We start from the raw sequence: 13,187 nt of genomic DNA on the forward strand, positions 1-13,187 counted from the left end.
CCCTGAACTTTAAGTTCTGGAAGGGTTGTTATAGACGATGACGTTGATAGGCAGGGTGTGGAAGCGTTGTAAGGCGTTAAGCTAACCTGTACTAATTGCCCGAGAGGCTTAACCATACAACGCCCAAGAAGCTTTAGGCTTTTGAGTGTTGTAGACAAGCTAAGCTCTGAGAAGAGCCGCAAGTAGAGTGAAAAGTAGTTACTCACTGATTGAATTGATATCCAGTTTTCTAGATTGTTACCAGTTTTTTCCTGGCAGCCATAGCGATACGGTACCACCTGATCCCATTCCGAACTCAGAAGTGAAACGTATTAGCGCCGATGGTAGTGTGGGGCTTCCCCATGTGAGAGTAGGACACTGCCAGGTCCCATTAAGAAGAACCCGCCTAACGGCGGGTTTTTTGCTTTCTACACCAAAGAAAAATAATGGGTCAGGGTACATTAATCCCATTCCTCCCCCAGCAAACCCTAAATTTGAATTGTGATATTACTCTTACGCTCTTACAAATTGTTTAATCAACATGTAGTTTTTCTTCAGAAATGAAAAAACACACCTTTCATATGAGCTCTATAACAGCGATATATGCTTCTTGAAAGGACGATTTAAATAGCGTGGAATTTTATACTAACGTTATTATTTACACAGTGAAAATGTACTCTGACCCTGAGGGATCCCCACGAATTTAGTTTCATGTGTCTCCGGCCCAGGCTGCGTCAACTATGGAGCTGTACCATTTGAGTGCAGCTTTCCACTGTCGCATAGTAAATCGCATTCGACAAGCGACAGCCCTGAGTCCAAGGTAATGGAATGACAGCACGCTTCTGGTTTCGGTATTGGCTTGGAAGCGCCGATGCCTATTCGATGAGACGAGCACCATACCCAGTAATATAGCCACGAGTGACGCTAACGTTGTCAGCAATATCAGTATTATTAGACGTTGCTTTTTCACGCTTTTATTCTGTTCATAGCCAAGCCCGAACTTCGTGCTTTTCATGTCTCTAAAGCCTTCTTCAATTTGCATTCGTTGCCTGTAAATGGCCACTACTTGCTTCGATAAGCTTCGATGAGGTGCCAGTGATGTCGCTAATAGCCATGGATCTTTCGCCCCTTGCGCATGAACTTTTGAGCGTTTTGAGGCTTTACGTGTACCATCTGAATTTGAAGCATGACGCCCTTTAGATTTCTGTTTAAAAAGAACTAGCGTGCAGGTAAAGGGGTTGCTCCTTACTATTTGGCTGTTATCAAAACGCTTCGGTCGACAGGTTGCTTGTGCGTATAAACGACGAATACATTGCCACGTATTTCCTCTATCAAGCGAGTAAAGATGTGGCTTGCGGATACGCCCAACAATGTCCCATCCTAGGGCCCTAACTTCTCTGAACCAAGGCGATTTATACCCTGCATCGGTAACGATAATGGGTCGGCAATTTGAAGGTAATATAGCGTGTAACGCCTTTAAAAATGCCTTGTGTGTAGCAGGTTTCTCTTTGGTCTTGTTGCAATGTACTTCTTGGTAAAGTGTGATGGGCCTTCCTTTCAGAGATACTGCCGCGCGTAAAAGAAAATGCGCTTTACGGTCGTCTAAATCTGACCAATCTATTGAGATAACAGGGCGTGTTGTGTTGCCGCAAAATAGTTGGCATATAGATGCATAGATGAGCGGTGTTTCACTTAGTAAATGCGGATTTGAGAGCAAGCGGTCTGCACGTTTAATCCTATGTTTTTCAAAGGCTTTAGTGTTTATCCCTCGACCTATGCTGGTTACGGTTGCAGCGCTTCCATTAAGCAGACTTTTGACGCACGCCGTGACCGCATTTAGACGAGTTTTATGCATATTGTAGCTGACAAGCGTAACGACTTTGTTCACAATAGATAGGGCATTCATGGCTGTTTGGTCTCGGTGAAGTTTGGCGATTGATCTGATCACCAAACGTCATGAATGTTCCTGTCTTTTTTATCTCACTGATATCATTAGTTTATTTGTGGGGATACCTCAGACTCTGACCCCAAAACTTGTTACTTATTGAAGCTTTAATGTGCATTTAAACTTATGTAAAAATCAGTAATATCAATTAGATAAGAAATAATTGTAAAAAAATTAATTTTTTGTGAAATAACCTTTAAGCCCATAAGGTCTTTTAAAGTACACGTGCTTACTGTACGTCAAACATGACTAATATTATTGAGGGTACATCAATGAAACAAATTAAAAAATCATCAGTAGCTACAGCTTTGGGTGCAGTTGTAATTGGCTCTTTGGCGTCAACAGTTGCAGTAGCAGACGTTAATCCATTTGGTATACAGGCACTAGAATCTGGCTACAGCCAATTCGCTGCAGAAGGCAAGTGTGGTGAAGGTAAATGCGGCGGCGACAAGAAAGCTGAAAAAGAAGGCAAGTGCGGCGAAGGTAAATGTGGCGGCGACAAGAAAGCTGAAAAAGAAGGCAAGTGCGGCGAAGGTAAATGTGGCGGCGACAAGAAAGCTGAAAAAGAAGGCAAGTGTGGCGAAGGTAAATGTGGCGGCGACAAGAAAGCTGGTAAAGAAGGCAAGTGCGGTGAAGGCAAATGCGGCAGCATGTAATTGCCACTCAAAAAACATTGTGTAGCTTATTATAAAGTAATGAAACGCTACACGAGTTACGTTTAGTAAAAATGGCTGTCGAATGATGGCCATTTCTGTCTTATAACGTAAGTTGATATTATGTAATCCCATGAGGTAGAAGGGGGAAATATGAAAGACATCTATGGCGCTGGCTTAGGCTTTCGTAGGGAAATGCTAAAAGAGCTATTACCCACGTTGCCATCGGAGGTTGATTTCTGGGAAGTTGCACCTGAAAACTGGATCCCACTTGGTGGAAAGTACCAAAATCAATTTCAGCAAGCATCTTCACAAGCTTCTTTTACCACCCATGGTTTATCTTTGTCTATCGGAAGTAGCGACAAGCTAGACGTTGAGTTCGTAAAAACCGTTAAGCGATTTTTAGATGCTAATAATATTGCATTGTACAGTGAGCACTTAAGCTTTTGTTCTGGTAACGGTCATATGTACGATCTAATGCCAATTCCTTTTACTGAACAAGCTATTAAGCACGTTGTGTCTCGCATTGTTCAAGTTCAAGATATTATTGAGCGGCCACTGGTTTTAGAGAATGTCTCTTATTACATTGCACCCGGTCAGGAAATGGATGAATTGGAATTCACTACAAATATATTAAAAGAGTCAGGATGCCAAATGCTTCTTGATGTAAATAACGTGTACGTGAACAGCATTAACCACAAATATGACGCAAAATCATTTATCAACGGCCTTCCTTCTGAAAAAATTGTTTATGGGCATATTGCGGGTCACTATGACGAAGCTGAGGATCTAAAGGTTGATACACACGGCGCAGATGTCATCGAGCCAGTATGGGATTTATTAGAGCACGCCTACCTTACTCATGGAGTGTTTCCCACTTTGTTAGAACGTGACTTTAATATTCCTCCTTTGCGCGAGTTATTGTCAGAAGTAAGGAAGATTAAGCAGATTCAGACAAAGTGCGGAGTTATTAGAGAATCAGTCGTAAATGGAAGTGTCGCATGACGCAATCATTTCAGCGCACCCAAAAATCGTTCGTCGAGGCGATAAAAGATCCACAAACTTATCGAGACACTGACAGAGATAACGCCCGTCGAATGAAAATCTATCAGTCTTTATTTTTTAATAATATAGATAACTTCGTTAGTACAGGCTTCCCAGTTCTAAAATCTATCGTATTAAAATTGTACGGGGAGAAAGGGTGGGAGAGTGTTGTGCGTCAGTTTTTTATTGAGCACGAATGCCGATCGCCTTATTTTGCAGAAATCAGTAAAGAGTTCGTTGAGTACTTATCAACAGCACCGTCTTTTGGGTTGGATTTGCCTGATTTTATCGCAGAACTTGCTCATTATGAATGGTTAGAGCTTGATGTCAGTATAAGAAAAAACGAAGAAGATATTGAGTTCTACACCCAAGATCATGCAGTTAATGCTATAAGAGTTTCGCCGTATGCTTCATTAGCTGCCTATCACTTTGAAGTTCATTTAATTGGTGAGGACTATATTCCTGAGCAACCTGCTCAAGAACAACAGTTCTATGTAGTCTATAGAGATCGCGACTATAACGTACAATTTGCTCATGTTAACCCGGTAACGGCTATTTTAGTCAACACGCTGGAGCAAAGTGAGCAGGGAATGAAAATAGAACAATTATCCAAGTCTTTATGTCAACAACTTCCTCAAATACCCTCGAATGTGCTTGTAAATGGCATGAACCAAACCCTCATGGATATGCTTCAAAAAGGGATATTTCTTCCTGTACGCTAGCTAAAAAAGAGTATTTAACTGCTTTATATTAAACTTTCGCCAGGATCTGTATTGAAAGTGAGCGATCAGTCACATTAGCGCTGTCAATCGAGCTTGCTTTCGATTAACATTTAGCACCATTTTTTTGTTCACAAAAATTGTTTAGGTAGTGCAAATGGCTAACAATTCAGATTTCAAAGAAGTCTATAACAAGTGGTACTTTCTAGCTTCGCTAGTAACTTTAATTGCGTTCCCGTTGATGCATATCATCGCCGGCTGGTTCACCTTCTGGTTATAACGCAGACATTCAAGGCAAAATTGTGACTGCAGAATATATTAAATCAGTAGTGAAAACCGTACCTGACTATCCTAAGCCAGGTATTTTATTTAGAGATGTGACCAGCGTTTTAGAAGATCACAAAGCATTCAGTAGCTGTATCTCTTTACTTGTAGAAAAGTATCAAGGTATGGGCTTCACCAAAATTGCGGGTACTGAAGCGCGCGGATTCCTATTTGGTGCGCCATTGGCCATCGAAATGGGCATTGGTTTCGTTCCAGTAAGAAAACCCAACAAACTTCCTCGTGAAGTAGTAAGTGAGAGCTACGAACTGGAATACGGCATGGATACGTTGGAAATCCATAAAGATGCTATAGAGCCAGGCGATAAAGTCCTTCTTATTGATGATCTACTTGCAACTGGCGGCACTATAGCTGCATCTGCAAAGCTAATTCGTTCTCTAGGTGGCGAAATCAACCACGCAGGGTTCATCATTAATCTTCCCGATTTAGGCGGCGAGCAAAAATTGAATCAGCTTGATATTGAGAGTTATTCAATTTGTGAATTTGAAGGCGAATAATCGCTGTAAAGCATAATTAGCAAAAGGCGAAATACGTAATAATGAGTTATCAGGTACTAGCAAGGAAGTGGAGACCAGGCAAGTTCAGTGAACTTGTAGGTCAGGAACATGTCGTCTCTGCCATTTCAAACGCTTTAGATAACGACCGTTTACACCACGCATACCTTTTTACCGGTACGCGAGGTGTGGGCAAAACCACGATTGCGCGTATTTTTTCAAAAAGTCTTAACTGCGAAGAAGGGCAAGGGGCAAACCCTTGCGGTCAATGTAACACCTGCAAAGAGATAGAACAGGGCAACTACGTTGATTTATTAGAGATTGACGCAGCATCAAGAACCAAAGTCGAGGATACTCGCGAACTTCTTGACAACGTGCAATACAAGCCTACTCGCGGACGCTATAAAGTGTACCTTATTGATGAGGTACACATGCTTTCAAAACACAGCTTTAATGCGCTGTTGAAAACGTTAGAAGAGCCACCTCCACACGTCAAGTTCTTACTAGCGACCACTGATCCACAGAAGCTTCCCATAACCATTTTATCCCGTTGCTTGCAGTTCAATTTGAAAGCGATGTCTCGGGAGCAGATTGTTGGACAGCTTAAGCATATTTTAGAGCATGAACAGCTGTCATTTGAACAACAGGCACTCGCGCTTTTAGCTAGAGCGGCTCAGGGCAGTATGCGTGATGCGCTAAGTTTAACGGACCAAGCGATTGCGCAAGGCGGAAATCAAGTTCTGGCATCGGTGGTAACCGATATGCTTGGGTTGATGGACAAGAACCAGTTGCTTAAAGTAGTACACGCTGTGGTAAACAAAAGCCCGGCTGAGGTGTTGCAGCTGGTGAATGATATCGCAGAGCAAGCACCAGATTATGACAACGTACACAGCGAGTTGGCTAGCCTACTGCACCAAATAGCATTAACGCAATGGGTGCCAGAAGCATGTAAGTTAGAAACCACGTCTGCCAAAGCGATATTTCAATTAGCCAAAACTATTCCGGCAGAGCAAGTGCAGCTACTCTATCAAATTGCACTTCAAGGCAGAAAAGACTTACCTTTTGCGGCAGATGGCAAAAGCGCTTTTGAAATGACGTTAATGCGTATGATGTCGTTTGCGCCAAATATTCCCATTGAACATACACCAAATGAGATTGAAAGTGGGAGGAGTGAGCATAGTTTACCTGTAGATCATGCTTCTTCCAGTGGTGGCCCGGGAAACGTCGGTAAGCAGGAGGAAGCGCCGCTAAGCGAAACTTCTGCAAACAACGTGCAGGAGAAGGCTCCGTCAACACCACAAACAGAATCTACTTCGGCTCTGTCATTAGAAATTACGCCATCTAACCCAGAGGCACCTGCTGCATCTGTAATTGAAAAAGAGCCGCAAGAACAGCCTCAATCGACGTCTCAATTTGAGCCACGGCAAGAGCAGGAATATGCCGTTGTTGATGAAAGCAAGTTGCGTGAAGACAATACTCAGTCGACGTCGCCCTCTGTAGCGTCGGGTACAACGTCAACTCAAACAGCAGCGCTTGAGCGTGATGCTGAACATGATGATGAATCCGTAAAGTTACCACCAACTTCGTCTATTGAAGAACTACCCGTAGAAAACACCGCGGTTCAAACAGAAAGCGTTGCCGCAGAGCTTGAACCAACGCCAAACGAAGTCAGCGCGCCCCATAGTGAAGCAGCGCAACATTTCGATGGACCTCCGTTAGATGCGTACATGGACGGTATGCCACCTCCGTCAGAAGATGAAAGCTCCTTAGGTTTTGAAGGTTTTCAAAGCGCTGAGGGTTTTCATAACGCTGAGGGCTCCTATGACGCTGAGGGCTCTTATGACGCTGAGGGCTCTCATAACGCTAAAGGCTCTGATAAAAACAGCGAGTCATTGGCGCACGAGAACGAAGCGTCCTCATTAACCGCCGAAGAGCAGCTTACTTCTACGGCTGATATGTTGGCGCTTCGTCAAAAGTTAAAGCAGAGAAAAGCTCAAGACGCTGATGCAAAGAGCAACAGTGTAGCCGATGCTAAATCTGAAAGTGCAAGTGATATTCAAGCGCGTTTTACCAGAAGTAAGGCTGAGGCTTTGAGTACTGCACAAACTGCACATGGAATTAACAGGGGGAGCGATACTAGTGCAGGGCAGCCTAGCGCAGATAACGAAATCAAGAGTGGTAATGTAAACCCCGTTGGGAATGAGGACAGCCGTGAGTTGCAAGATCATAGCCCAGGGCTTATAGATAGCGGCTCAGAACAAAAAGATAGTACCACTGCACGCGGTGCCGCATCTCGACTAGAAAGTGCAGATTCAGGTTCGGCTTTAGATAGTACTCATGCACATTCTGCTGACACTTTGCGAACTAGCGATGCAGAAACGAGCCACTCTAGCGAAAACGATACGAGCGATTTCTCTCTAGATGAGTTTGAAGAGGATATGCCTTTTTCAATTGATGAGGCTGTCGCTCAGCCAATTACAGCGCCGTCTACAGAAGATATGCCTCCTTGGGCTAGCGATTACGATCAGCAGCCCCCTCAACATGTTGAAGGTAATAACTATGCTGAAGCGCCCTCTAACAGCAGCTCGAATTACGAAAGTGCACCAGATCAGATGGAAAGTGCTGGAGATCGCTCTTTTACGCATGAAGCGTTAAACTTCGATACGCCGAGAAGCAGTACCTATCACGGGCAATTAAAAGCCTATTTAAATGACGGAAGCAAGCTAACTCACGCAAGCCAGATCGATGAGTGGAGCAACCTAGTTGAGCAAATGCCAGTTGCCGGCCTACTTAAACAATTGGTGCTACACGCATCATTTTCTCGAGACGGCAATCAAGTTTCCCTTGAAATTGACCACAGTCAGACTCACTTATTAAATGAGAGCGCGAAAAAGCAATTAGTCGATGCAATACATCATGGACTGGGTGAAAACGTAGAAGTTAATATTACATTGGGTGAACCGTCATCTACACCTTTTGCGTTACAACAAGAGATTCATGCAATGCGCCATGCGCATGCACATTCGGTAATTAAAACCGATGACACAATTCAAGCATTGCTATCGACTTTCGATGCGTCAGTGCTAACCGATTCGGTTAAAGCGCGATAGCAGAATTATTAACACCAAAACGAAGCGAGACAAAAATTATGTTTAAAGGTGGAATGGGCAATATCATGAAGCAGGCGCAACAGATGCAAGAGCGCATGCAAAAAGCACAAGATGATTTAGCTAAAATTGAAGTAACAGGCGAAGCGGGTGCAGGCATGGTTAAAGTAACCATGACGTGTAATCACAACGTCCGCCGTGTAGATATCGATGAGTCATTGATGGACGATGACAAAGACATGGTTGAAGATTTAGTTGCTGCAGCGTTTAACGACGCGGTACGTCGCGTTCAAGAGACTAGCAAAGAGAAAATGGGCGATGTAACCGGTGGTATGCCACTACCTCCTGGCTTCAAAATGCCGTTTTAATTTAGAATCCCATAAAAATAGCGCCTTCAGGCGCTATTTTTTTATCTGAAATTTAGGGATACCAATTAGATACCAAACGTTAGTAATAAAAAAGCCCAAATTATTTCATTTGGGCTTTGCGTCTGTACTCAATATTGATTATCAGAGTAATGCTAAATTGGCGGCAACTTTGTTTATCTCATCACTACCTTCATCAATCCACTTTCCATAAATGATGCGGATCATCCCCCAATCAGCATGTCCCATTTGCTTCGCAAGCCATACATGGTTAGCCTCAGCTTTAAGCATACGACTTGCATATGTATGCCGCAGTTGATAAGGAGGGCGGTGAACTAATTTAGCTTCCTTCAACCAATTAGCCCATTGTTTAGGGACGGTTGTTAGCTCTGGCCGCTTAAATGGTTTATCTTCACGACTCAAGAAAACACGGCGGCGTGATACAATTATAGTTTTACCATGCTTAAGGTAAATTATTTCATCAATAGCTGGTAATGAAAAAGAACGCTTCTTTTGTTCAATAAGAAGCTTTACCGTGGTTGGTAAAAGTTCGACAGTACGCTTGCCTGATCTCGTCTTGGGAGTTTTTAACTTGCCTTTACGGTCTAGATTAAACTTAACATCTATATGTCCCGTTAGGTTAGTCTCATCAATAAAAATATCTTCCCAAGCGAGTCCTTTCATTTCACCTGGTCGTAACCCTGTCCATGCTAAGAACTCTATCATTACTTTTGTTTGAGGTACATGCACAACATCCAACAATGACGATAGTTCTTCTTTAGTAAATGGCAGCACATCTTCATCAAGCTTTTCATCAGGTACAAGTTTAGAGACTTTAACAAACGGGTTGTATTCGATGATTGCATCTTCAACGGCCAATTCTAAGATTCGACGCAATGTTTGGCTGTATTCGATTACAGTTGAAACAGCTAAATTTTTAGCTGAACTCTTTCTGGCTTTGTTAAGGTGCTTATGTGTTAACTCTTTAATATCTAGTTCTATCAGCTTGTTTTTAGCTGTCCAAGTTTTGCAACTTTTAAACTTCGATTTAAGAGATTCAGTCAGGTCAGCATAGTTTTCCTCTTCGTACATGTCGAAAATAGAACCAACGGTGAAGACTTTAATACTTTCGGATTTGACTGAGTTCGGAAAATGGGTAGCCCAGAAGCTCTCAGGGTCAACACGATATGCACCATTTGCAATATCACGCTTGATAGCACTCAATGAAGCAATAGCTGTTTCAAGGTTCTCTTCGCACGCCATGATGCCAAGCGAACGACGCACAGCACTTTTTAAATCAGGTAACTTAAATTGTACTCGGAAGTTTCCTTTAAACTCTGATATGCCCTTAGCTGCTTTCAATTTGTCAGCATACGATAACTTTGCCATATTCAATATTCTCCTACATCTTTTCTCTAAATGCCTTGAGGTTTATATAAATCGAAGCACCTTTGTCTTTCTGCTTCCAAACAGTGCCTTTTGCCATCATCTTTTTAGGGTTTTTGATCATTTGACGAACTGCGGAAGGGGATTTCCCTATTTCATCAGCGGCTCTCTCTAGGGTGACCCAGCTTTCTTTTGCGATTCCTCTAAGCACTCTTACTTCCTCTTCTAACAGGGCGATCCTTTGTAGGGCATTGTCGATTCGCTCCGCTTTATTCATGACACTTTCTAGCGAGGAAGTTAAAGTTGAAAAATCATTCATGGTTTGACCTTTTATTTGTATTTTGCGGTGAAAAATGGTAGAAGTCATGAACATGTTTACGTCCCGTAATAGATGTTCTTGAGTCCCGCCGAGAAATAATTTTTGTCTTTTAAATTCAAGAGATAGGTCAATTGTGAATGTTTTTGGCTTTTTCCTATAAAGCTTACGTGAGAATGAATATTGTACTTTTAGATGAGTTTAGAAAATACGCCGTGTAAAAACTGTGGGTTGGTCGATAGATATAACGATAAGAAGAAACGCTGTCGTCCATGCACTCAGAAAAAGCAAAGAATAAGAAACCAAGCAGCCAGATTGCCAGTTCATGTAGAAGCAGAAAAGCGACAACTGGAAAACCGAAGCATTAAGCAGGCGGCCATGAATGCAGGACATCATATATATGACTCTAAAACTCCCTGCGGCCACTGCGGTGAGTTGATGCGATATGTTAGCAATGGAGCGTGTATTGCCTGTAATTAAATTAAAAGTGAGCGAGTTGGCTTAACTCGCTTTTCAGGCTGACTCAGTGCTTAGGCTCTATTCAATCCTTTTGAACTGAAAGTCACCATTACCCATTACATCGCCAAACTCAAATGTCATCAGGTCTTCGTTGTTGGCTCCATGTCTGCTTTTCGGCTTTCGTAGCTTGATAACGGACTTTGAATCAGTGCTTTGTTTTTTATCTTTAATAGCGATCAAGATGTTATCGATGGCGCGGGCAATCTCAGAATGACCACGGTAGTTTTTGGAGTCTTTGTCGGTGTGATGGAGTACCAGAACCGCTTTGTTCAGCTCTCTTAGTTCATCAAGGCAGTCGTTGTAATAATTCCAGTCATTTTGTGATAGCTCTTCTGCTGAGCGATACAAAGAAGAGAGATTATCCAAAATGATCACCTTCGATGCCTCTATGTCTGGCATCAGTTTTTCAAAGCCATCAGGGTGAGTAAGATCAGGCATACCTGATTTAAAAGATCGTTTATGAATTATTCTTAAAACCCCCTTTGCTGGCCTTTTGCCTATGAATTCATAAATTAGCTTAAACCTTTGCTGTATTTGATATTTACTCAACTCTGAATCTACGAATAGTACAGGCTCAGACTTAGTTGCTGGCATACCAAAGCAAGGTGTACCTGTAGCAACACATGCTGCAATATACTGTGTTGTGATCGTCTTTGCCCCTCCTGCCAATGCGGCGAGCATAGTCGCTTCACCCGACACTAAAAAGTTTGGAACTATAATATTGGGCGGTTCGATATCTGCCGACAATATCGCATTGATACACTCTCCAACACTCGAAGTTTCAGGTGTAGTGGATTCTTGGTGCTCATCAAAATCAAAAGATAATTGGCTCATTTTTTTCCTTGCTAAAAATAATAATTGTTGTGAGCCATTACCTAAGATTGGGTTGTGCAAATTATTCTGATTCGAACAATCTTTCATAAAAATCACCAAAATTCGCATCAATGAAACTTACCAAAAAGCACTTCCCCCTTTTAAAGGGGGAAGTGCTTTTTTGTAAGTAGAACTTGAAAAGCTTCATAAGCTCATTGGGCGAAGCACAATGAATATAAAAAGCTTTAACGCAGTTAAACAACAAATCGCGTAAGCAAAAAATAACGTAGTTGATTTTGCAGCGATAGCCATTTGAAAAATGAAAAAGCGCATCTCAAGCCGCCATAGGCGAGCGGAGCAACCTGGTTCGGTGTATTTACCTCCGAAGTTTCCCGAAGCGGGTTGCTCCGCTCCCATAGGGTAAGTGGAGATGCGCTAATCGGTAACGTCAGTGATGGAATCAATGCCGCAGTTGTAGTTGATGTATCAATGGAAACAAGGAGTTAGTGATTGTCTTCTTTCTTGTTCTGTTTAAAACGCTAGTTTCTCTTACCTTCTTCTGATTGCCTGCAAAAAATCAGTCTCAAGTGCCTTAACTGAAGGTAATTCGCATACCTTGCTGTTACTTAATTAAATAAAGAAGTAAAGGAATGTTTTATGATCACAGTATATGAACGAGGTATCTTATCGAGATACATTCAGTCGAAATCAACACAAGCAAGGCATCAAGCAAAACTGTACTGTATGCTTGATTGGTTACTCCGTTGGGGATATACCAGTCCATCGGTATTAGTCGCATTGTGGGGGCTTGATCGTTCTGTCGTGAATAGAATGCTTCGTCGATATGTAAACGAGGGTGCTGTCGCTGAAGTGCCAGTCTATTCTTGCCGAGATAAGCGGGTATTTATATTAAAACCAGCAGGGTTGCGTCTATTGGAAGACTTCCATCAGCAAAACTTCAAATATGGTGTTAAGCCTTCCAGTTTTCCTAAAAAAGAATTAAACCATGATTTGATGGTTCAGTACCTTGTTGCTAGAGGTGTAAAGTCAGGAGAGTATCAGTTCTTTATTAACGAATCAGAACAAAGCAAAGACGGAACTAGGCGCAAGCGCCGCCTAGACGCCATTGTTTATAATGGTGAAGAGTTAATAGGTCTTGAGATAGAGTGCTCTTCAAAAACAATCCCGTATCGTTTAGACATTATCCGCCGCTACAAAACCGCGATTGTCGAAGAAAACAAAGTGAACAAAATTTTGATGATTAGCCATAAACGTAAATACATCAAAGATGCTGAGCGCATTCACAACAAGCTTTTTGATGAACCAGAAAATAATCTTGAACGATCATTTTTTGAAGAGCACATCAAGTATGTTTATAGCAAGCAGCTTACAGCGGAGTTATACGAATCATTTTGGGCTTATTAAGTTCATAGAGTGGAAAAAGGCAGGTAGTACGATATTCCGTACCCCTGCCTTTATTTTGTATCAGGGAGAGACAATCAAGG

General features: G+C 42.3%; 11 protein-coding genes and 2 rRNA genes. 9 read left to right on the forward strand and 4 right to left on the reverse strand.

Annotation, left to right across the window (positions count from 1 at the left end; all coding sequences use genetic code 11):
* Both IW644_RS11125 and rrf read left to right on the forward strand, forming a co-directional pair.
* Positions 1-116 (forward strand): 23S ribosomal RNA (locus IW644_RS11125); the annotation flags it as partial.
* Positions 117-250: 134 nt separating this feature from the next.
* Positions 251-366, forward strand: a 5S ribosomal RNA gene (gene rrf / locus IW644_RS11130).
* A gap of 322 nt (positions 367-688) precedes the next feature.
* Here rrf and IW644_RS11135 read toward each other — a convergent pair.
* On the reverse strand, positions 689-1,927 hold the full coding sequence (locus IW644_RS11135; RefSeq protein WP_269917660.1) for an IS4 family transposase: 1,239 nt from the start codon (positions 1,925-1,927) through the stop codon (positions 689-691).
* A gap of 269 nt (positions 1,928-2,196) precedes the next feature.
* On the opposite strand from IW644_RS11135, the gene IW644_RS11140 reads away from it, so the two are divergent.
* The 6 genes from IW644_RS11140 (at position 2,197) to IW644_RS11165 (ending at position 8,651) form a co-directional block, all read left to right on the forward strand.
* Positions 2,197-2,580 (forward strand): HvfA family oxazolone/thioamide-modified RiPP metallophore, encoded by a 384-nt coding sequence (locus tag IW644_RS11140; RefSeq protein ID WP_269917661.1) that lies wholly within the window; start codon positions 2,197-2,199, stop codon positions 2,578-2,580.
* A 150-nt stretch (positions 2,581-2,730) separates the two neighbouring features.
* A complete protein-coding gene (locus IW644_RS11145) occupies positions 2,731-3,582 on the forward strand; it encodes an HvfB family MNIO-type RiPP peptide maturase (RefSeq protein WP_269917662.1) in 852 nt (283 codons plus the stop codon).
* Positions 3,579-4,343, forward strand: coding sequence for an HvfC family RiPP maturation protein (locus tag IW644_RS11150; RefSeq protein WP_269917663.1), 765 nt, complete (start codon positions 3,579-3,581; stop codon positions 4,341-4,343). The genes IW644_RS11145 and IW644_RS11150 overlap by 4 nt, the downstream gene beginning before the upstream one ends.
* A 299-nt stretch (positions 4,344-4,642) precedes the next feature.
* Positions 4,643-5,179 (forward strand): adenine phosphoribosyltransferase, encoded by a 537-nt coding sequence (apt, locus tag IW644_RS11155; RefSeq protein WP_179983962.1) that lies wholly within the window; start codon positions 4,643-4,645, stop codon positions 5,177-5,179.
* Between the two features lie 41 nt (positions 5,180-5,220).
* A complete protein-coding gene (gene dnaX / locus IW644_RS11160; protein WP_269917664.1) occupies positions 5,221-8,286 on the forward strand; it encodes a DNA polymerase III subunit gamma/tau in 3,066 nt (1,021 codons plus the stop codon).
* Between the two features lie 38 nt (positions 8,287-8,324).
* The gene (locus IW644_RS11165; protein ID WP_014950049.1) at positions 8,325-8,651 is read left to right on the forward strand and encodes a YbaB/EbfC family nucleoid-associated protein; all 327 of its coding nucleotides are present in this window, start codon (positions 8,325-8,327) and stop codon (positions 8,649-8,651) included.
* Positions 8,652-8,792: 141 nt separating this feature from the next.
* Here IW644_RS11165 and IW644_RS11170 read toward each other — a convergent pair whose 3' ends face one another.
* The 3 genes from IW644_RS11170 to IW644_RS11180 all read right to left on the reverse strand — a co-directional run bounded on the left by IW644_RS11170 (position 8,793) and on the right by IW644_RS11180 (position 11,790).
* Positions 8,793-10,037 carry a site-specific integrase gene (locus IW644_RS11170; protein WP_269917665.1) on the reverse strand — a complete coding sequence of 415 codons (1,245 nt, stop codon included), beginning with the start codon at positions 10,035-10,037 and terminating at the stop codon, positions 8,793-8,795.
* Positions 10,038-10,050: 13 nt separating this feature from the next.
* A complete protein-coding gene (locus IW644_RS11175; RefSeq protein WP_269917666.1) occupies positions 10,051-10,353 on the reverse strand; it encodes a hypothetical protein in 303 nt (100 codons plus the stop codon).
* 534 nt (positions 10,354-10,887) lie between these two features.
* Complete coding sequence (locus tag IW644_RS11180) at positions 10,888-11,790, reverse strand: AAA family ATPase (RefSeq protein WP_269917667.1); 903 nt, start codon at positions 11,788-11,790, stop codon at positions 10,888-10,890.
* 549 nt (positions 11,791-12,339) lie between these two features.
* Between IW644_RS11180 and IW644_RS11185 the strand changes: the two genes are divergently transcribed.
* A complete protein-coding gene (locus IW644_RS11185) occupies positions 12,340-13,107 on the forward strand; it encodes a hypothetical protein (protein WP_269917668.1) in 768 nt (255 codons plus the stop codon).
* The last annotated feature ends 80 nt before the right edge of the window (positions 13,108-13,187 follow it).

This window comes from Alteromonas sp. PRIM-21, from assembly GCF_027563165.1.
Taxonomy (GTDB): Bacteria; Pseudomonadota; Gammaproteobacteria; order Enterobacterales; family Alteromonadaceae; genus Alteromonas; species Alteromonas macleodii_A.

Coding starts and splice junctions, on each gene's coding strand:
- IW644_RS11140 (WP_269917661.1), top strand. CDS start 2,197: ATGAAACAAATTAAAAAATCATCAGTAGCTACAGCTTTGGGTGCAGTT.
- IW644_RS11145 (WP_269917662.1), top strand. CDS start 2,731: ATGAAAGACATCTATGGCGCTGGCTTAGGCTTTCGTAGGGAAATGCTA.
- IW644_RS11150 (WP_269917663.1), top strand. CDS start 3,579: ATGACGCAATCATTTCAGCGCACCCAAAAATCGTTCGTCGAGGCGATA.
- dnaX (WP_269917664.1), top strand. CDS start 5,221: ATGAGTTATCAGGTACTAGCAAGGAAGTGGAGACCAGGCAAGTTCAGT.
- IW644_RS11165 (WP_014950049.1), top strand. CDS start 8,325: ATGTTTAAAGGTGGAATGGGCAATATCATGAAGCAGGCGCAACAGATG.
- IW644_RS11170 (WP_269917665.1), bottom strand. CDS start 10,037: ATGGCAAAGTTATCGTATGCTGACAAATTGAAAGCAGCTAAGGGCATA.
- IW644_RS11175 (WP_269917666.1), bottom strand. CDS start 10,353: ATGAATGATTTTTCAACTTTAACTTCCTCGCTAGAAAGTGTCATGAAT.
- IW644_RS11180 (WP_269917667.1), bottom strand. CDS start 11,790: ATGAAAGATTGTTCGAATCAGAATAATTTGCACAACCCAATCTTAGGT.
- IW644_RS11185 (WP_269917668.1), top strand. CDS start 12,340: ATGATCACAGTATATGAACGAGGTATCTTATCGAGATACATTCAGTCG.